Source organism: Mycobacterium sp. D16R24 (assembly GCF_002013385.1).
In the GTDB taxonomy this organism is placed as follows: domain Bacteria; phylum Actinomycetota; class Actinomycetes; order Mycobacteriales; family Mycobacteriaceae; genus Mycobacterium.
Genome location: NZ_MAEV01000004.1, coordinates 142,773 through 159,929 on the forward strand (window position 1 = coordinate 142,773; position 17,157 = coordinate 159,929).

The following is a 17,157-nucleotide window of genomic DNA, read 5'->3' on the forward strand; positions in this document are numbered from 1 at the left end:
CCATCGGCTCATGGCCCTCGACCCTCGCACGCCGGTCCTCGTCGGTACCGGACAGGTCAACCAGCGGACGGACGCCGATTGTCCGTTCTCCGAGATCCCTGAACCCATCGACCTTATGGAGCGAGCGGCCCGGCTGGCGGCCCAGGATGCGGGGGCGGCTGAGCTGCTCACCGCCATCGACACGGTGTCCGTGGCGAACATCTTCTCGTGGAAGTATCGCGACCCCGGCCTGCTGCTCGGTGAACGTCTGGGTTCGGCGCCCAAGCGCACGTTCTATACCGGGCCCAGCGGCAACTCGCCGCAGCTGTTGGTCAACCATGCGGCCGCGGACATTCTCGCCGGGGATGCCGAGGTGGTTCTCATCGGCGGGGCGGAGATGTGGCGGTCGCGCAACAAGATGATGGCCACCGGTGTGCAGCCCACGTGGACCACGCAAGACGAATCCATTGCCGAACCAACCATTCTCGGCGGTCGTATGGATCAGGTGGGCGGTGCCGAGACCACCATTGGCCTGATCTCTCCCGGCCATGTGTATCCGCTGTTCGAGCAGGCAATTCGAGTCGCCAACGGTGTATCCGTAGCCGACCATCGCGCCGCGATTTCTCAATTGTGGCAGCGCTTTAACGCCGTGGCCGTGAACAACGTGCATGCCTGGTCCAACGATGCGTACACCGCCGAGCAGATCGCCACGCCCGGCCCCGACAATCGGTGGATCAGCTCGCCGTACACCAAGCTGATGAACTCCAACAACATGGTCGAGCAAGGGGCGGTGCTGCTGCTCACCTCGCTGGAAACAGCGCGACGGTTCCGAATTCCGGAGGACCGCTGGATATTTCCGCTCGCCGGCAGTCAGGCCAACGACACCTTCGCGCTCGGTGAACGCGATGAGCTGCATCGGTCTCCGGCCATCCGCCTTGCGGGCAAGCGCGCCTTCGATATCGTCGGTCTGGGAACCGATGACGTGGACCTGATCGACATCTATTCGTGTTTCCCCTCAGCGGTGCAGGTCGCGGCTACCGAGCTGGGACTGGCGCTCGATGACCCTGCGCGGCCGCTCACGGTCACCGGTGGCCTCACGTTCGCCGGCGGCCCGTGGTGCAACTACGTGACCCACTCCATTGCCACCATGGCCGAGCGGCTGCGCGAGCGTCCCGGTGCGAAGGGGCTGATCACAGCCAATGGCGGGTATCTCACCAAGCATGCCTTCGGAATCTACGGAACCGAGCCGCCCGCGTCGGGGTTCAGGTACGAGGACGTGCAGTCCGAGGTCGACCGGGAGCCCAGAACCGCGGCGGCCGACGGCTATTCGGGTGTGGCGACCGTCGAGGCATGGACCGTCAACTATGGACGTGACGGATCGCCGTTCCAGACGTTCGTGAGCGTGCGCACCCCGGCGGGGGCACGCACCTTCGCCAAGATCGACGACCGCGATGCGGCGGCGCAGATTGTGGACACCGATATCGCTGGTGCGTCAATCGAAGTCGCGGCGGATGGTTCCGCGCGGCTTAACTGATAGTCGCCGTCACCGCAGGACGTAGCGGATCGGCAGGTGCTTGATACCGCCGACGAATATGGTCGACGTCCGCTCGACATTCCCGTCGATCTCGATGGACTCCAGCCGGGGGAGCAGTGCCGAGAAGAAGCTGTTGACCTCCATCCGGGCCAGTGCCGCTCCCAGGCAGAAGTGCACACCGAACCCGAATGCCAAGTGTTTGTTGGGGTCTCGTCCCAGGTCGAAGGTGAACGGATTGGCGAAGGTGTCCTCGTCCCGGTTACCCGATGGGTAGGACAGCAGCACCGACTCGCCTTCGGCGATGGGTACTCCGCGAATCTCGGTGTCGGCGGTCGCTGTTCGCATGAATTCCTTGACCGGTGTCACCCAGCGGATCATCTCGTCGACCGCCAGGGGCATGAGCTCGGGGTTCTCGCGTAGTCGAGCGAGCTGGTCTGGATGCTGCAGAAGTGCTTCCAGCCCACCGGCAATCGTGGCACTGGTGGTGTCGTGTCCGGCGGTGGCGATGATCGTGTAGTACGACGCGATGTCGACATCGGAGAGCGGCTCACCATCGACCTTGGCGTTCGCGATGGTCGACGCCAGGTCACCGGTGGGGTTTTCGCGCCGGGATGCGGTGAGCCCGCTGAAGTATCCGAAGAAATCCAGCAGCGCCAGCAGCTGCTCCTCCGGAGTCGCACCGCGCTGGAATTCGGTGTCGTCGCCGCCGAACAGTTCCTGGGTGAGCTTGAGCATCCGGTCGAAATCCGATTCGGGAATGCCGAGCAGAGACATGATGACGTAGAGGGGAAAATGCACGGCGACGTCCTGGGCGAAGTCGCAGCGTCCGCCGGCCTCCATCAGCTTGTTCACATATCTAGCGGCCAGCTCGTCGGTGCGGATTTTCATGTTCCGCATGGCCTTTGGTCGGAACCAGTCGGCCCCGATGGCGCGCAGAACGCGGTGTTTGGGGTCGTCGATGTGAACGAGGGTTTTGAGCTCGATCCCCATGGCGGCCTGCTTGTCCAGCTCGGCCTCCTGCTCGAGGTTCATCAGCAGGGGACGCGGTTCGTTGATCCAGAGCGTGTTGTCGCGCTCGACGTCCATGATGTCGTCGTGCTTGGTGACCGCCCAGAACGGTCGGTAGTTGTCGGTAACGACCTTCGCCACGGGTTGTTCACGCCGCAGCAGGGTCAGCGCGTCGTGCAGACGGGGCTCGTCTGCGTAAGCGGTCGGATCGGCCAAGAGTCGGCCGGCGTCTTCGATTTCGGATAGTGCAGTGGCCATAGCCGGAGTGTGCGCGCGGCACACCATAGATTTGGCCCTAACGGCCGAATCTGGCCGCCGGATGCGGGCTAGGCGGGCGTCACCCAGGTGGTGATCTCTGCCTTCACCACTTCCTTGCCGTCACGGTCGGTGATGCTGATCGGCACAACGACATCGGTGCCCTCGGTGATCGAGGCGAAGTCGAGGCCCTCCAGCTTGGCGACCGCGCGTAGCGAGGTGGTGGCCTTGCCGAGGTATTGCACATTCATCGCCTTGGGGATCCAGCGATGCGAGGACGGTGTGGTGGCCTCCATCAGCATCCCCATCGCGACCTCGGCCAGGTTGCACGCGGCGATCGCGTGGAAGGTCTTGAGGTGGTTGTAGACGAAGTACCACTTGGGAGCGGTCACCTCGCAGTAGCCCGGTTCCATCCGGTGCACGTGCGGCACCACCGAGGCGAAGTAGGGGACACGGGCCATCATGGCGGCGGAGAACAGGGCGGAGCCGCCGGGCTTGTTCTGCAGACGCTGCCAGATCTTGTAGGTCGGAGATGCACTCACGTCACGTACCTTACTCGAAAGTAAGATGACGTCGAACACGCACGTCAACCAGCTCCTCGATCACGGCCATAGCTGTGTGCGCTCCCATCCGTCGTCAGTGCGCTGATAGCCGATACGCAGGTGCGTGCGGTCGGGGGAGCCCTGCCAGAACTCCACCTGCGTTGGCTGCACCGCATAGGACACCCACTCGATCGGAACCAGCGCGGGATCGTCCGCCAGCTTCCGATGGGCCTTCTCGATCTCTGCGTCGATTTCCGCCGCTTCGGTCAGCGGCTGGCTCTGCCGAAACGTCAGTGCCATCGCTCGGGATCCGATGGGCCTGCCCAGGAAGTCTTCAGCGCTTGCCTGCGCACCGTCGTCGACGACCGGGCCCGTCACCCGTATCTGCCGGACAGCCGCCGGCCAATGGAAAGTCAGTGCGCGGCCGGGTGAGCGGAGAGATCACGCCCCTTTTCGCTCATCGAGCTCGCCGCGAAATGCCAACCGCTCTCTTCGGCGGCCTTCAAAATCGGCACACGTGCGCGGCGCAGCCTGGGCATCGACCGTCGAGATCGCCATGGCGTGCGGCTCCGGTACGCCGGCCCGCGCCGCCTGCTCTATCCACTCGACGAACAACGGGAGCGGTTCGGCGGGAGCAGCGCTGATGTCAAACGGTGGGGCACTGCCGGACGGGACGGGCAGTGCCCGCACAAATGAACGCCCTCCGTCGGCCTCCGACCAGCGCACGTCCCAACCTCCTCGACGAATCTTGTACTAGCGTTCCAGACGTCTTCGGATTCGCAGGTCAAGGGCTGCCCGTTGGTGCTGCCGGGTGGGTACAGCAGGGATTTGGCCGCAGCCGCGGGATAAGGCATACTGTTCGGGTTGCCGTGAACCGGTTGCGACGCCCTTTGTGGCGCGCGAACGGAGGCGGCGAACTACAGCGCCCTTACGGGCGCGTCGGCCCGGTCCAAGCGACGAGAATTTTCGACGCGGACGACTGCGCGCGAGGGCGACACGCCCGACCGCGGGGGTCGGTGAACTAAGACAGGTAAACAGCGGCGGTATCGGGTTGTGCGCTTCGGCGTGCTCCGGACCAGTGATAGTAGAGGTAGGAAGCGTGGCGGGACAGAAGATCCGCATCAGGCTCAAGGCCTACGACCATGAGGCCATTGATGCCTCTGCGCGCAAGATTGTTGAGACGGTGACCCGTACCGGCGCGAGTGTCGTTGGACCTGTGCCGCTGCCAACCGAGAAGAACGTGTATTGCGTTATTCGGTCGCCGCACAAGTACAAGGATTCGCGCGAGCATTTCGAGATGCGCACCCACAAGCGGCTCATCGACATCCTCGACCCGACGCCCAAGACGGTTGACGCGCTTATGCGCATCGACCTGCCGGCCAGCGTCGACGTGAACATCCAGTAGGAGAACCAGAAACCATGGCAAGAAAAGGAATTCTGGGCACCAAGCTGGGTATGACACAGGTGTTCGACGACAACAACCGGGTTGTCCCGGTGACCGTCGTCAAGGCCGGACCCAATGTGGTGACCCGCATCCGCACCCAGGAGCAGGACGGCTACAGCGCCATCCAGCTCGCATTCGGTGAGATCAGTCCGCGCAAGGTGACCAAGCCGGTCACCGGTCAGTTCAGTGCTGCGGGTATCAACCCCCGTCGCCACCTGGCCGAGCTGCGCCTGGACGACGAGGCTGCTGCCGCCGAGTACGAGGTCGGCCAGGAGCTGACGGCCGAGATCTTCAGTGACGGCGCCTATGTCGACGTCACCGGAACCTCGAAGGGCAAGGGCTTCGCCGGAACCATGAAGCGTCACGGCTTCAGCGGTCAGGGCGCCAGCCACGGTGCACAGGCCGTGCACCGTCGTCCCGGCTCGATCGGTGGCTGCGCCACCCCGGGTCGTGTCTTCAAGGGCACGCGGATGTCCGGACGTATGGGTAGCGATCGCGTCACCACACAGAACCTGGTGGTGCACAAGGTTGATGCTGAGAACGGCGTACTGCTGATCAAGGGTGCCATCCCCGGACGTAAGGGTGGCCTGGTTGTGGTCCGCACCGCTGTCAAGCGAGGTGAGAAGTGAGCACTTTGAAGATTGACGTCAAGGCTCCGGGTGGCAAGACGGACGGCTCCATCGAGCTGCCGGCCGAATTGTTCGACGCCCCAGCCAATATCGCGCTGCTGCACCAGGTGGTGACCGCTCAGCTGGCCGCAGGCCGTCAGGGCACCCACTCCACCAAGACGCGTGGTCTGGTGTCCGGTGGCGGCAAGAAGCCGTACCGGCAGAAGGGAACCGGCCGTGCCCGTCAGGGTTCGACCCGCGCTCCGCAGTTCGCCGGTGGTGGCGTTGTCCACGGCCCGCAGCCGCGTGACTACAGCCAGCGGACGCCCAAGAAGATGATCGCCGCCGCCCTGCGCGGTGCGCTGTCTGACCGGGCTCGCAACGGCCGGATCCACGCCATCACCGAACTGGTTGCCGGGCAGGAGCCCTCGACCAAGAGCGCCAAGGCGTTCCTGGCCGAGATCACCGACCGCAAGCAGGTGCTGGTGGTGCTGGGCCGCGACGATCTGACTTCGGTCAAGAGCGTCCGGAACCTGCCGAACGTGCATGTGCTGGCCTACGACCAGCTCAACACCTATGACGTGCTGAAGGCCGATGACCTGGTGTTCAGCGTCGAGGCCCTCAACGGCTTCATCAACGCCAAGAAGAAAGAGGAGGTGTCGGCCTGATGGCAACCATCGCTGACCCCCGCGACATCATCCTGGCCCCGGTGATCTCGGAGAAGTCGTACTCGTTGATCGAAGACAACGTGTACACCTTCGTTGTCCACCCGGACTCGAACAAGACGCAGATCAAGATCGCTATCGAGCAGATCTTCAGCGTCAAGGTCTCCTCGGTGAACACCGCCAACCGGCAGGGCAAGCGCAAGCGCACCCGCACCGGTTTCGGACAGCGCAAGAGCACCAAGCGCGCCATCGTCACCCTGGCACCGGGCAGCAAGCCGATCGACCTGTTTGGAGCCCCCGCGTAGTCGGGGAGTAGAGGACTAGAGAAGACATGGCTATTCGCAAGTACAAGCCGACGACCCCCGGTCGCCGCGGCTCGAGCGTCGCCGATTTCTCGGAGATCACTCGCTCGACTCCCGAGAAGTCGCTGGTTCGCCCGCTGCACGGCACCGGTGGTCGTAACGCCCACGGCCGCATCACCACTCGTCACAAGGGTGGCGGCCACAAGCGTGCCTACCGGCTGATTGATTTCCGTCGCCACGACAAGGACGGCGTCAACGCCAAGGTTGCGCACATCGAGTACGACCCCAACCGCACCGCGCGCATCGCTCTGCTGCACTTCCTGGATGGCGAGAAGCGCTACATCATCGCGCCGGTCGGGCTTTCGCAGGGTGACGTGGTGGAGTCGGGCGCCAACGCCGACATCAAGCCGGGCAACAACCTGCCGTTGCGCAACATCCCGACGGGTACCACCGTGCACGCCGTCGAGCTGCGTCCCGGCGGTGGAGCCAAGATGGCCCGCTCTGCCGGTGCCGGTATCCAGCTGCTGGGCAAGGAAGGCGCTTACGCCTCCCTGCGTATGCCCAGCGGTGAGATCCGCCGCGTCGACGTGCGCTGCCGCGCCACCGTCGGTGAGGTCGGCAACGCCGAGCAGGGCAACATCAACTGGGGTAAGGCCGGCCGTATGCGGTGGAAGGGCAAGCGCCCGACCGTCCGTGGTGTCGTGATGAACCCGGTCGACCACCCGCACGGTGGTGGTGAAGGTAAGACCTCCGGTGGTCGTCACCCGGTGAGCCCGTGGGGCAAGCCCGAAGGCCGCACCCGCAAGCCGAACAAGGCGAGCGACAAGCTCATCGTCCGTCGCCGGCGCACCGGCAAGAAGCGCTAGGAGTAAGCGATGCCACGCAGCCTTAAGAAGGGCCCGTTCATCGACGACCATCTGCTCAAGAAGGTCGACGTACAGAACGAGAAGAACACCAAGCAGGTCATCAAGACCTGGTCGCGTCGGTCGACCATCATCCCCGACTTCATTGGCCACACCTTCGCGGTGCATGACGGGCGCAAGCACGTTCCCGTCTTCGTCACCGAAGCGATGGTCGGTCACAAGCTGGGCGAGTTCGCCCCGACGCGGACCTTCAAGGGTCATATCAAGGACGACCGAAAGAGCAAGCGGCGCTAATGACTACAACGACTGAATACCCATCGGCCAAGGCCGTTGCACGGTTCGTGCGGGTCTCGCCGACCAAGGCACGCCGGGTCATTGACTTGGTGCGCGGCAAGCCCGTGGCCGTCGCCATCGACATCCTGCGGTGGGCACCGCAGGCGGCCAGCGAGCCAGTGGCCAAAGTCATCGCCAGCGCTGCCGCCAACGCGCAGAACAACGACGGTCTGGATCCCTCCACCCTGGTGGTGTCGGAGATCTTCGCCGACGAGGGCCCGACCGCTAAGCGCATCCGTCCCCGCGCGCAGGGCCGTGCGTTCCGGATCCGCAAGCGCACCAGCCACATCACCGTGGTGGTGGAGAGCCGTCCCAAGTCCGAGAAGGGCGGTAAGGCCGGAACTTCACAGGCCGCTGCTCGTGCCCGCCGGGCCGAGGGCTCGAAGGCTGCCGCCAACAAGACCACCGCTGAGGCGAAGGGAGGCTCGCGCTAGTGGGCCAGAAGATCAATCCGCACGGTTTCCGGCTCGGTATCACCACCGACTGGAAGTCCCGCTGGTACGCCGACAAGCAGTACGCGGACTATGTCAAGGAAGACGTGGCGATCCGCCGTCTGCTGGCCACTGGCCTGGAGCGTGCCGGCATCGCCAAGGTGGAGATCGAGCGCACCCGTGACCGGGTTCGCGTCGACATCCACACCGCGCGTCCCGGCATCGTCATCGGCCGTCGTGGCACCGAGGCTGACCGCATCCGCGCCGACCTGGAGAAGCTGACCAAGAAGCAGGTGCAGCTGAACATCCTCGAGGTGAAGAACCCCGAGGCCGAGGCGCAGCTGGTTGCCCAGGGTGTCGCCGAGCAGCTTTCGAATCGTGTGGCGTTCCGTCGCGCGATGCGAAAGGCCATCCAGTCGGCCATGCGTCAGCCGAACGTCAAGGGCATTCGGGTGCAGTGCTCGGGCCGCCTCGGCGGTGCTGAGATGAGCCGCTCGGAGTTCTACCGCGAGGGTCGGGTGCCGCTGCACACGCTGCGTGCCGATATCGACTACGGCTTGTACGAAGCCAAGACCACCTTCGGCCGGATCGGCGTGAAGGTCTGGATCTACAAGGGCGACATCGTCGGTGGCAAGCGTGAGCTCGCCGCCGCGGTGGCCGCGCCTGCCGGTGACCGTCCGCGCCGTGAGCGTCCGGCCGGTGCCCGTCCGCGTCGGAGCGGCGCATCGGGTACCACCGCGACGAGCACCGAGGCCGGCCGTGCCGCCGCAGAGACCCCTGCCTCGGACGGTGCTAGCGCGCCGTCCGCAGAAACCACGGAGAGCTAAACATGCTGATTCCCCGTAAGGTCAAGCACCGCAAGCAGCATCACCCGAAGAAGAAGGGCACCGCCTCGGGCGGTACCACTGTTGCCTTCGGTGACTACGGCATTCAGGCGCTGGGCCATGCATACATCACGAACCGGCAGATCGAGTCCGCTCGTATCGCCATCAACCGGCACATCAAGCGTGGCGGCAAGGTCTGGATCAACATCTTCCCCGACCGCCCGCTGACCAAGAAGCCAGCCGAAACCCGCATGGGTTCCGGTAAGGGTTCGCCGGAGTGGTGGGTTGCGAACGTCAAGCCCGGTCGTGTGCTGTTCGAGTTGAGCTACCCGAACGAGGAGACCGCGCGCGAAGCATTGACGCGCGCGATCCACAAGCTGCCGATCAAGGCGCGCATCATCACACGAGAGGAGCAGTTCTGATGGCAGTGGGAATTTCCGCTGGCGAACTGCGGGAAAGCAACGAGGACGAGCTGATCACCAAGCTGCGTGAGTCCAAGGAAGAGCTGTTCAATCTGCGCTTCCAGATGGCCACCGGTCAGCTCGCCAACAACCGTCGGCTGCGTGCGGTGCGCCAGGAGATCGCGCGCATCTACACGGTAATGCGTGAGCGCGAGCTCGGATTGGCCGCAGGACCCGATAGCGAGGACAGCAAGTGAGCGAGACCAAGAAGGCCGCCGGGCCTAAGCACACCCCGGCCACCGAGCAGCCGCGTGGGCGTCGTAAGACCGCCATCGGTTATGTCGTCTCGGACAAGATGCAGAAGACCATCGTGGTCGAGCTCGAGTCCCGTGCACGGCACGCCCTGTACGGCAAGATCATCCGCACCACGTCGAAGGTCAAGGCCCACGATGAGAACGGTGACGCCGGTGTCGGCGACCGCGTCTCGCTGATGGAGACTCGTCCGACGTCGGCCACCAAGCGGTGGCGCCTGGTCGAGGTTCTCGAAAAGGCCAAGTAAACAGATACGCAAAAAGCGCGCCGTTCCCGAAAGGGGCGGTGCGCTTTTGCTTTGGGGGAGTGTCAGCCCCGTGCATTGCGCCGAGTGCATACCGCACGCAGGTGAATCCGGCGATTTGTCTGCGTGCGGTATGCACTCGATGAGCGTCTAGCGGCGCAGGAAGTCCACGACGGTCTGCTCGAAGGCCTGCTTGGCTTCGATCATCACCCAGTGGCCGCTGTTGGGGAAGATATGCAGTTCGGCATTGGGGATGAGTCGCATCGGCACGATCGCCATGTCCGGCGGGCTGACTCTGTCATCGCGGCCCCAGGTGAGCAGGGTCGGGCACTTGATCTTGTGCATCATCGCCCAGTACGGCGCGATATCGGCGTTCGCGAGGAACTGCTGTTGCATCGCGAAGGCTTTGGAGCCGTACATCAGCTGCGCGGTCTTATGCGCGTCCGGGTTGATCGCGGCTTCCCAACGCTCCTCGATGAGCTCCTCGGTGACGACGGCGGGGTTCCACACCATCGAGTTGAGCCAGCGGACCAGCTTGTCGCGGTCGGGGTTGTCGGTGAACTCCTGCAGCAGGCGCAGGCCCTCGCTGGGGCTCGGGCTGAAGATGTTCGGTCCGACACCGCCGATGGTGACGAGCTTGGTGATGCGGTCGGGGTGCTTGATCGCCAGATTGATGCCGACGACCCCGCCCATCGAGTTTCCGACGATGGCGGCGGACTCGATACCGAGGCCGTCCATGAACCGGATCACCGAGGCGCCGGCCGTCAGGACGGGGTGTCCCTGCACGGCATCGCTGACGCCGAACCCGGGAAACTCCAGGACGTAGGTATGGAAGTGCTTGGCGAAAACCTCGAGGTTCCCGCGGTAGTTGCGCCATCCCGTCACACCGGGGCCGGAGCCGTGCAGCAAGATCAGCGGCTCGCCCTCACCGGCCTCGTGATAGCGCAGCACGCCCTGATCGGTGGCCAGTTCTTTCTTGGTGCCCTCGTATGTCACGTCCACCACACAAGAGTAGAACGTGTTTCAGTTTCGGGTGACGGCGGTGCCCGCTGAGTGGGCAAGGCACACGCGGGGACTGCGCCATGTGGATTAGGTGCGAGTAAGGGGCCGGTAACAGTCGTTTTCGGATGCTGCCAACTTCTGTCAATGTGCGGGCAGACCTGTCTACGCTGGACGAATGAACCGATACGTCAAGCGTGGGTCGGTCGGGGTTTCGATTTTCGCGGTGTCCGCGGCGGCCGCCGCGGTGCTCGCTACACACACGGAGAGCTCTCCAACCGCCCGCGCGGCGGGCTGTCCCGATGTGGATGTGTCCTTCGCGCGCGGGACCAACGACACACCCGGGCTCGGCGATGTCGGGAAGGCGGTCACCGACGAAATCGTCGATCGGCTCCCCGGTAAGAACGTCGAGATCTATGCGGTCAACTATCCGGCGAGCTTCGACTGGGTCCGTGCCGGCGACGGAGCCAATGACATGAGCTTCCGCGTCCAAGAAGTGGCGCGGAACTGTCCGAACGCCCAGTTCGTGCTCGGGGGCTTTTCCCAGGGCGCGGCGGTCGTCGACGTGCTGTTCGGCAAGAACGGGACGGGCCTTACCTTCAATAGCCCGCTTCCGGCCGATCTTGAAAAGCGGGTCGCCGCAATCGTATTGATCGGGAATCCCAAGAACTGGCAGGTTGCCGGCATGAATCTGGACCTGGAGATCAGGGATGACCAGCGCAGCAAGGTCATCGACATCTGCAACCCTGGTGACGGGATCTGTGATCCGGCCGGCGGCGGCCTGGGGCCGCACATGCAGTACAAATCGGACGGGTCGGCCGAGCGTGCCGCCGATTTCGTCGCCAACCGCCTGACCGCCGTCGCTGCCAGCCGTAGCGCGGCGGCCGCTTCCAGCAGCAGCTCCACGAGTACTTCCGGCGCCCCGGCCTCAACGTCCAAGAGCGCCCAGCCGTTGAGCGGAACGACGACACCGCCCACCACGGCACCGTCGCTCACCTCGTCCGCTGCGCCGCAGCCTTCGTCGTCCACACCAAAGCCGGTGGCGGCGACACCGACGCGAAAGGCGCCGGCGTGGATGATGCCGGCGACCGACGGCCCGGCACCCGATGCTCCAGCGGCGGTGGCATCGACCAGCAGCATCCCTGCGCCCGATCCGGGTCGGCACGGCCCGCCGCCGGGTCCGGCATCCGGTGGTCAGTAAGCCTGCATGACCGTTTCGACTGCTGACACGCCAACTCCTTCGGGCCGGGCTGACACTCGCCGCGCCATCTGGAACACCATCAGAGGGTCGTCCGGCAACCTCGTCGAGTGGTACGACGTCTACGTCTACACCGTCTTCGCGATGTACTTCGAGAAGAAATTCTTCGATGAGGCCGACCAGAACTCGACGGTCTACGTGTATGCGATCTTCGCGGTCACGTTCATCACCCGGCCAGTGGGATCGTGGTTCTTCGGCAGGTTCGCCGACCGGCACGGCCGCCGTGCCGCGCTGACCATCAGCGTCTCGTTGATGGCCGCCTGCTCTATGGTCATCGCCCTGGTGCCCTCGCGCACCAGCATCGGAATGGCCGCGCCGATCGTGCTGATCCTGTGCAGACTGGTCCAGGGTTTCGCGACCGGCGGCGAGTATGGAACCTCGGCCACCTACATGTCCGAGGCCGCCACCCGTGAGCGGCGCGGTTTCTTCTCGTCGTTCCAGTACGTGACGCTGGTGGGCGGCCATGTGCTCGCCCAATTCACGCTGCTGATCATCCTGACAGTCTTCGACAAGGAGCAAGTTCACGAATTCGGTTGGCGCATAGCCTTTGCCGTCGGAGGTGTGGCCGCGATCGTCGTGTACTGGTTGCGGCGCACCATGGACGAATCGCTTAGCGACGAACAGCTGGCGGCCATCAAGTCCGGTGAGGACACCAGCTCCGGATCGATGCGCGAGCTACTCGCTCGGTACTGGCGACCACTGGTGCTGTGCTTCCTCATCACGATGGGCGGCACCCTCGCGTTTTACACTTACAGCGTCAATGCGCCGGCGATCGTCAAGACCGCCTACAAGGACCAGGCCATGACCGCCACCTGGATCAACTTGGCGGGACTCATCTTCCTGATGCTGCTGCAACCCATTGGCGGGATCATCAGCGACAAGGTGGGGCGCAGGCCGCTGTTGCTGTGGTTCGGCTTCGGGGGACTCGTCTACACGTATGTCCTCATCACGTACCTGCCCCAGACACGGTCGCCCATCGCGTCATTTCTGTTGGTGGCCGGCGCCTACGTGATCTTGACCGGATACACCTCCATCAATGCGCTGGTTAAGTCCGAACTGTTTCCGTCTCATGTGCGTGCACTCGGCGTAGGTGTGGGCTACGCGCTGGCGAACTCGGTGTTCGGCGGGACGGCGCCCCTGATCTACCAAACCCTCAAGGAACATGGTCAGGTGCCGCTGTTCATCGGGTACGTCACGGTGTGCATCGCGATTTCCCTGGTGGTCTACCTCTTCTTCCTTACCAACAAGTCGGAGACCTACCTGGACCGCGAGCAGGGCTCGGCGTTCCAGCGATAGGACACGATATGCGTTGGTTCAGTCGGCGTAAGGCCATCCTTGAGTTACCGGCCGAGCTGTTGGCGTCCGATAGCCCATTGGACGTAGGCCCATTCGCAACGTTCGACGAGTTCTTCAGGAAGCTGTCGACAGCGCAATGGAACGTGCTGGAAGGCCTCATTGGACGAATCGATGCCTACGACGGCTCATTTGGTCATGTGGAGGTCGTAAATCCAGCGGCTGGGGAGCTGACTCTCGGATTCTGTGAGTTCGCGCCGATCACCGATGAGCTGTTCGCCCTGCTGCCAACGGCGCGGTTGCGCTCGGTGGATGACTATGGCAAGTACAGCCGTCGGTGGAGCGAACGTGTGGCCGTGGCCAAGTGCGCCGCGGACGTCGAAAGGTACCCCGCCGGAGAAGCGCTGGCCAGCATCCTCGTGCTCTTTGGTCGTGAACGGATGTTTCCCGGGCTCGTGGTTAAGTACCTCGAGCTCGGCGTGATGTCCGCGTTGCTGCAACGGGTCATCACCACTCGACCCTGAAGCAACGCCGCGAGAGGAGCGGCGTGGATTTGTATCCGACCTGCGGGTTCGCCTACACTAGGGCGGTTGTCTTGTGGGTGCTTGGCGCCCGGGGGCAGGTAGGCATTCCCACCAGGTGAAAACCGGGGATGACGGGTGCCCTGGAGACAACATGACCGCGTGTGTCGGGTCGGAATCCGGCACACATCCACTTCCAGGTCACGTAGGAGAGACCAGTGATTCAGCAGGAGTCACGGCTGAAGGTCGCCGACAACACCGGTGCCAAGGAGATCTTGTGCATCCGCGTGCTCGGTGGCTCGTCGCGACGCTACGCCGGGATCGGGGACATCATTGTGGCGACCGTCAAGGACGCCGTCCCCGGAGGCACCGTCAAGCGTGGTGACGTCGTCAAGGCCGTCATAGTCCGTACCGTCAAAGAGCGTCGCCGCCCGGATGGCAGCTACATCAAGTTCGATGAGAACGCCGCCGTCATCATCAAGGCCGACAACGACCCGCGTGGCACCCGCATCTTCGGGCCCGTCGGTCGCGAGCTTCGCGACAAGAAGTTCATGAAGATCGTTTCGCTCGCCCCGGAGGTGCTGTAAATGAAGGTGCACAAGGGCGACAACGTTCTCGTCATCGCCGGCAAGGACAAGGGCGCCAAGGGCAAGGTCATCGCGGCCTACCCGGAGCGCAACCGTGTCCTCGTCGAGGGCGTGAACCGTATCAAGAAGCACACCGCGCAGTCGGCCAATGAGCGTGGCGCGCAGTCAGGCGGGATTGTTACCCAGGAGGCCGCCATCCACGTGTCGAACGTGATGGTGATCGACTCCGACGGCAAGCCGACCCGTATCGGCTACCGCATAGACGAAGAGACCGGCAAGAAGGTCCGTATCTCCCGCCGCAACGGGAAGGACATCTGATGACCACCACCGAAAACACTCAGCCCCGTCTGAAGGCTCGCTACCGCGAAGAGATCAAGACCGCGCTGAACGAAGAGTTCAAGTACGCCAACGTGATGCAGATCCCGGGCGTCGTGAAGGTCGTCGTCAACATGGGTGTGGGTGACGCCGCGCGCGACGCCAAGCTCATCAACGGCGCCGTCACCGACCTGGCCGCTATCACGGGCCAGAAGCCGGAGATCCGCAAGGCTCGCAAGTCCATCGCACAGTTCAAGCTGCGTGAAGGCATGCCGATCGGTGCCCGCGTCACGCTGCGCGGAGACCGCATGTGGGAGTTCCTGGACCGACTCGTGTCCATTGCGCTGCCGCGTATCCGCGACTTCCGCGGCCTGTCGCCCAAGCAGTTCGACGGCAAGGGCAACTACACCTTCGGTCTCACCGAGCAGTCGATGTTCCACGAGATCGACGTGGACTCCATTGACCGCCCGCGGGGCATGGACATCACCGTCGTCACCTCGGCGACCACCGACGACGAGGGGCGGGCACTGCTGCGGCAACTCGGCTTCCCCTTCAAAGAACTTGAGCAGGGAGCGAAGAAGTAGATGGCGAAGACTGCGCTGGTCAATAAGGCCAACAAGAAGCCGAAGTTCGCGGTGCGCGCATACACCCGGTGCAACCGGTGTGGACGCCCGCACGCCGTGTTCCGCAAGTTCGGCCTGTGCCGAATCTGCTTGCGGGAGATGGCACACGCCGGCGAACTGCCCGGCATCCGCAAGAGCAGCTGGTAAACCTCTGCACAATAGGCCGGGACTTTCGAGTCCCGGCCTATTGGCGTCTCTCCGATGGCCGTGAAGCCCTGCCAGGCTCCACGGCCATTACGCTTGCGGCCGTGCCAGTGAAGCGTGACATGACGCGGCGGTTGTTGGTTGTGCTGGTTGCACTCGTGGCCGCCGTGGTGTCGTGCAGCCCCACCACGGCCGCGGATCCGACGATCGTCAACACCCGCGCGGGTGCGGTGCGTGGGCACATCGACGACGAAGTACGTGTCTTCACCGCCATTCCTTATGCGGCGCCGCCGGTCGGCCCGCGACGATTCACCGAGCCGGAGCCTGTCGCGCCGTGGTCGGATACCCGTGATGCGACGGGCCCCGGCGTCGAATGCCCGCAGCCGGGAGCCGAGAGCGATCTGACCCAGAACGAGGACTGTCTGGTCCTCAACGTCACCATGCCGCGGCACACCCAGGGGAAAGTGCCGGTGCTGGTGTGGATTCACGGCGGCGCCTTCATCTCCGGTAATGGTGTCGGCTACAACGCACGAAAGCTGGCCGCCCAGGGCGGAATCGCCGTCGTCACCATCAACTACCGACTAGGGACGTTGGGGTTCTTGGCCACCCCGGGTCTGTCCGATGTGATCGGCAACTACGGGCTGCTGGATCAGGAGGCGGCGCTGCGATGGGTGCGCGACAACATCGCCGCGTTCGGAGGCGATCCCGGGCAGGTGACGATCGGCGGCCAATCAGCGGGCGGCGTATCGGTGTGCGACCTGATGGTGGCGCCGAGCGCCGCTGGCCTGTTCCGATCCGCGATCATGGAGAGCGCTCCATGCCAGGCGCAGGCCCCGGTCTCTTCTGCCGTCCGCGATAGCGCGGCCTACGCGGCCGAGGTGGGTTGCCCGGCGGGGCCCGGCACCGCCGGTTGCTTGCGCACACTATCGGTCGACGCGCTGCGGGATTCGCCGCAGTTCACCGGCATAGGGCTACCGGTGAGCCCGGTGACCGGGACGCCAGAGCTTCCGGCGCCGCCACTGGACGCGTTCACGAGTGGCTTGGCCTCGCCCGTCCCTGTCCTCATAGGCAGCAATGCCAACGAGGCCACGGTGTTTGAGGCCCAGCAGTACCAGCACAAGCCCGTGCCGAGCACCGCCGAGGAGTATCAGCGCGCGCTCGACAGCAAGTACGCGGACAGGGCCGCGGAACTCGCGCGGAGATATCCCCTGTCCGCGTACGGTGGAAATGTGCTCGCCGCGCTCGCGGCGATCGACACCGATAACAGCTATGCGTGCCCGACCCTCGGTCTGGCCGAGGCGTTGGTTAGAAAGACGCCGGTGTACGCATACGAATTTGCCGACCCTGCCGCGCCGGTAGATCAGCAGTACCGGGACGCACCGTTGCCGCTGGGGGCCTCGCACGGTTCGGAATTGGGATATCTGTTCGATCTGTCCAGATCGTTGAGTCAGGAGTCCGCCGCCCTGTCCACACGAATGATCCAGTACTGGACACAGTTCGTGAAGACCGGGAATCCGAACGGTGACGGCCAACCAGAATGGCCCAAATATCTACCCGGAGGTGCGTTCCTGCGCCTGGCGCCGCCAACGCCACAGTCGGGAGAAGGTTTCGCCAATACCCATCAGTGCGGTTACTGGCGGTAGCGGCGGCTGCTCCAGGCAAATCTGGAAAC

23 protein-coding genes and 1 pseudogene are annotated in these 17,157 nt (G+C 64.2%); 20 read left to right on the plus strand and 4 right to left on the minus strand.

What is annotated here, in order from left to right:
- The first annotated feature begins 10 nt into the window (after positions 1–10).
- The gene (locus tag B4383_RS03100) at positions 11–1,513 is read left to right on the plus strand and encodes an acetyl-CoA acetyltransferase (protein WP_078288400.1); all 1,503 of its coding nucleotides are present in this window, start codon (positions 11–13) and stop codon (positions 1,511–1,513) included.
- Between the two features lie 9 nt (positions 1,514–1,522).
- On the opposite strand, the gene B4383_RS03105 is transcribed toward B4383_RS03100, so the two are convergent.
- From B4383_RS03105 to B4383_RS03115, 3 genes and pseudogenes are all read right to left on the minus strand, one after another.
- A complete protein-coding gene (locus tag B4383_RS03105) occupies positions 1,523–2,779 on the minus strand; it encodes a cytochrome P450 (protein ID WP_078288399.1) in 1,257 nt (418 codons plus the stop codon).
- 68 nt (positions 2,780–2,847) lie between these two features.
- Positions 2,848–3,318, minus strand: coding sequence for a hotdog fold domain-containing protein (locus tag B4383_RS03110; RefSeq protein ID WP_078288748.1), 471 nt, complete (start codon positions 3,316–3,318; stop codon positions 2,848–2,850).
- Positions 3,319–3,378: 60 nt separating this feature from the next.
- A pseudogene (locus tag B4383_RS03115) lies at positions 3,379–4,044 on the minus strand (pyridoxal 5'-phosphate synthase).
- A gap of 373 nt (positions 4,045–4,417) precedes the next feature.
- On the opposite strand from B4383_RS03115, the gene rpsJ reads away from it, so the two are divergent.
- From rpsJ to rpsQ, 11 genes are read left to right on the plus strand one after another with little or no spacing between them, the layout of a single operon-like run.
- The gene (gene rpsJ / locus B4383_RS03120; protein WP_003883485.1) at positions 4,418–4,723 is read left to right on the plus strand and encodes a 30S ribosomal protein S10; all 306 of its coding nucleotides are present in this window, start codon (positions 4,418–4,420) and stop codon (positions 4,721–4,723) included.
- A 14-nt stretch (positions 4,724–4,737) separates the two neighbouring features.
- Positions 4,738–5,391, plus strand: coding sequence for a 50S ribosomal protein L3 (gene rplC, locus B4383_RS03125; RefSeq protein ID WP_078288398.1), 654 nt, complete (start codon positions 4,738–4,740; stop codon positions 5,389–5,391).
- Positions 5,388–6,038, plus strand: a complete 651-nt coding sequence (gene rplD / locus B4383_RS03130) for a 50S ribosomal protein L4 (RefSeq protein ID WP_176126557.1) — start codon at positions 5,388–5,390, stop codon at positions 6,036–6,038. Before rplC ends, rplD begins: the two co-directional genes overlap by 4 nt.
- Complete coding sequence (rplW, locus tag B4383_RS03135; RefSeq protein ID WP_070909387.1) at positions 6,038–6,340, plus strand: 50S ribosomal protein L23; 303 nt, start codon at positions 6,038–6,040, stop codon at positions 6,338–6,340. Before rplD ends, rplW begins: the two co-directional genes overlap by 1 nt.
- 26 nt (positions 6,341–6,366) lie before the next feature.
- On the plus strand, positions 6,367–7,203 hold the full coding sequence (rplB, locus tag B4383_RS03140) for a 50S ribosomal protein L2 (RefSeq protein ID WP_078288397.1): 837 nt from the start codon (positions 6,367–6,369) through the stop codon (positions 7,201–7,203).
- Between the two features lie 9 nt (positions 7,204–7,212).
- Positions 7,213–7,494, plus strand: coding sequence for a 30S ribosomal protein S19 (rpsS, locus tag B4383_RS03145; RefSeq protein WP_030096696.1), 282 nt, complete (start codon positions 7,213–7,215; stop codon positions 7,492–7,494).
- The gene (gene rplV, locus B4383_RS03150) at positions 7,494–7,967 is read left to right on the plus strand and encodes a 50S ribosomal protein L22 (RefSeq protein ID WP_078288396.1); all 474 of its coding nucleotides are present in this window, start codon (positions 7,494–7,496) and stop codon (positions 7,965–7,967) included. Before rpsS ends, rplV begins: the two co-directional genes overlap by 1 nt.
- On the plus strand, positions 7,967–8,791 hold the full coding sequence (gene rpsC, locus B4383_RS03155; protein ID WP_078288395.1) for a 30S ribosomal protein S3: 825 nt from the start codon (positions 7,967–7,969) through the stop codon (positions 8,789–8,791). The genes rplV and rpsC overlap by 1 nt, the downstream gene beginning before the upstream one ends.
- 2 nt (positions 8,792–8,793) lie before the next feature.
- Positions 8,794–9,210: a 50S ribosomal protein L16 gene (rplP, locus tag B4383_RS03160; RefSeq protein WP_030096699.1), complete on the plus strand. Its 417-nt coding sequence runs from the start codon at positions 8,794–8,796 to the stop codon at positions 9,208–9,210.
- Positions 9,210–9,446, plus strand: coding sequence for a 50S ribosomal protein L29 (rpmC, locus tag B4383_RS03165; protein WP_078288394.1), 237 nt, complete (start codon positions 9,210–9,212; stop codon positions 9,444–9,446). Before rplP ends, rpmC begins: the two co-directional genes overlap by 1 nt.
- Positions 9,443–9,748 (plus strand): 30S ribosomal protein S17, encoded by a 306-nt coding sequence (gene rpsQ, locus B4383_RS03170; protein WP_078288393.1) that lies wholly within the window; start codon positions 9,443–9,445, stop codon positions 9,746–9,748. Before rpmC ends, rpsQ begins: the two co-directional genes overlap by 4 nt.
- A 147-nt stretch (positions 9,749–9,895) precedes the next feature.
- On the opposite strand, the gene B4383_RS03175 is transcribed toward rpsQ, so the two are convergent.
- Positions 9,896–10,747 carry an alpha/beta fold hydrolase gene (locus tag B4383_RS03175; protein ID WP_078288392.1) on the minus strand — a complete coding sequence of 284 codons (852 nt, stop codon included), beginning with the start codon at positions 10,745–10,747 and terminating at the stop codon, positions 9,896–9,898.
- A 175-nt stretch (positions 10,748–10,922) separates the two neighbouring features.
- Between B4383_RS03175 and B4383_RS03180 the strand changes: the two genes are divergently transcribed.
- The 8 genes from B4383_RS03180 (at position 10,923) to B4383_RS03215 (ending at position 17,128) form a co-directional block, all read left to right on the plus strand.
- Positions 10,923–11,945: a cutinase family protein gene (locus tag B4383_RS03180; protein ID WP_078288391.1), complete on the plus strand. Its 1,023-nt coding sequence runs from the start codon at positions 10,923–10,925 to the stop codon at positions 11,943–11,945.
- Between the two features lie 6 nt (positions 11,946–11,951).
- Positions 11,952–13,298, plus strand: coding sequence for an MFS transporter (locus B4383_RS03185; RefSeq protein WP_078288390.1), 1,347 nt, complete (start codon positions 11,952–11,954; stop codon positions 13,296–13,298).
- Between the two features lie 8 nt (positions 13,299–13,306).
- Positions 13,307–13,819, plus strand: coding sequence for a hypothetical protein (locus B4383_RS03190; protein ID WP_078288389.1), 513 nt, complete (start codon positions 13,307–13,309; stop codon positions 13,817–13,819).
- A 215-nt stretch (positions 13,820–14,034) separates the two neighbouring features.
- Positions 14,035–14,403: a 50S ribosomal protein L14 gene (gene rplN, locus B4383_RS03195; protein WP_078288388.1), complete on the plus strand. Its 369-nt coding sequence runs from the start codon at positions 14,035–14,037 to the stop codon at positions 14,401–14,403.
- Positions 14,404–14,721, plus strand: a complete 318-nt coding sequence (gene rplX / locus B4383_RS03200) for a 50S ribosomal protein L24 (RefSeq protein ID WP_078288387.1) — start codon at positions 14,404–14,406, stop codon at positions 14,719–14,721.
- On the plus strand, positions 14,721–15,302 hold the full coding sequence (gene rplE / locus B4383_RS03205; RefSeq protein WP_078288386.1) for a 50S ribosomal protein L5: 582 nt from the start codon (positions 14,721–14,723) through the stop codon (positions 15,300–15,302). The genes rplX and rplE overlap by 1 nt, the downstream gene beginning before the upstream one ends.
- Positions 15,303–15,488, plus strand: coding sequence for a type Z 30S ribosomal protein S14 (locus B4383_RS03210; protein ID WP_043076460.1), 186 nt, complete (start codon positions 15,303–15,305; stop codon positions 15,486–15,488).
- Between the two features lie 119 nt (positions 15,489–15,607).
- Positions 15,608–17,128 carry a carboxylesterase family protein gene (locus B4383_RS03215; RefSeq protein WP_078288385.1) on the plus strand — a complete coding sequence of 507 codons (1,521 nt, stop codon included), beginning with the start codon at positions 15,608–15,610 and terminating at the stop codon, positions 17,126–17,128.
- The last annotated feature ends 29 nt before the right edge of the window (positions 17,129–17,157 follow it).

Bases quoted from the DNA above. Each gene is read 5' to 3' on its own strand.
- B4383_RS03180 (WP_078288391.1), top strand. From the start codon at position 10,923: ATGAACCGATACGTCAAGCGTGGGTCGGTCGGGGTTTCGATTTTCGCG.
- B4383_RS03190 (WP_078288389.1), top strand. From the start codon at position 13,307: ATGCGTTGGTTCAGTCGGCGTAAGGCCATCCTTGAGTTACCGGCCGAG.
- rplV (WP_078288396.1), top strand. From the start codon at position 7,494: ATGACTACAACGACTGAATACCCATCGGCCAAGGCCGTTGCACGGTTC.
- rplE (WP_078288386.1), top strand. From the start codon at position 14,721: ATGACCACCACCGAAAACACTCAGCCCCGTCTGAAGGCTCGCTACCGC.
- rplX (WP_078288387.1), top strand. From the start codon at position 14,404: ATGAAGGTGCACAAGGGCGACAACGTTCTCGTCATCGCCGGCAAGGAC.
- B4383_RS03215 (WP_078288385.1), top strand. From the start codon at position 15,608: ATGACGCGGCGGTTGTTGGTTGTGCTGGTTGCACTCGTGGCCGCCGTG.
- B4383_RS03210 (WP_043076460.1), top strand. From the start codon at position 15,303: ATGGCGAAGACTGCGCTGGTCAATAAGGCCAACAAGAAGCCGAAGTTC.
- rpmC (WP_078288394.1), top strand. From the start codon at position 9,210: ATGGCAGTGGGAATTTCCGCTGGCGAACTGCGGGAAAGCAACGAGGAC.
- B4383_RS03100 (WP_078288400.1), top strand. From the start codon at position 11: ATGGCCCTCGACCCTCGCACGCCGGTCCTCGTCGGTACCGGACAGGTC.
- B4383_RS03185 (WP_078288390.1), top strand. From the start codon at position 11,952: ATGACCGTTTCGACTGCTGACACGCCAACTCCTTCGGGCCGGGCTGAC.
- B4383_RS03105 (WP_078288399.1), bottom strand. From the start codon at position 2,779: ATGGCCACTGCACTATCCGAAATCGAAGACGCCGGCCGACTCTTGGCC.
- rplC (WP_078288398.1), top strand. From the start codon at position 4,738: ATGGCAAGAAAAGGAATTCTGGGCACCAAGCTGGGTATGACACAGGTG.
- rplB (WP_078288397.1), top strand. From the start codon at position 6,367: ATGGCTATTCGCAAGTACAAGCCGACGACCCCCGGTCGCCGCGGCTCG.
- rpsS (WP_030096696.1), top strand. From the start codon at position 7,213: ATGCCACGCAGCCTTAAGAAGGGCCCGTTCATCGACGACCATCTGCTC.
- rplP (WP_030096699.1), top strand. From the start codon at position 8,794: ATGCTGATTCCCCGTAAGGTCAAGCACCGCAAGCAGCATCACCCGAAG.
- rplW (WP_070909387.1), top strand. From the start codon at position 6,038: ATGGCAACCATCGCTGACCCCCGCGACATCATCCTGGCCCCGGTGATC.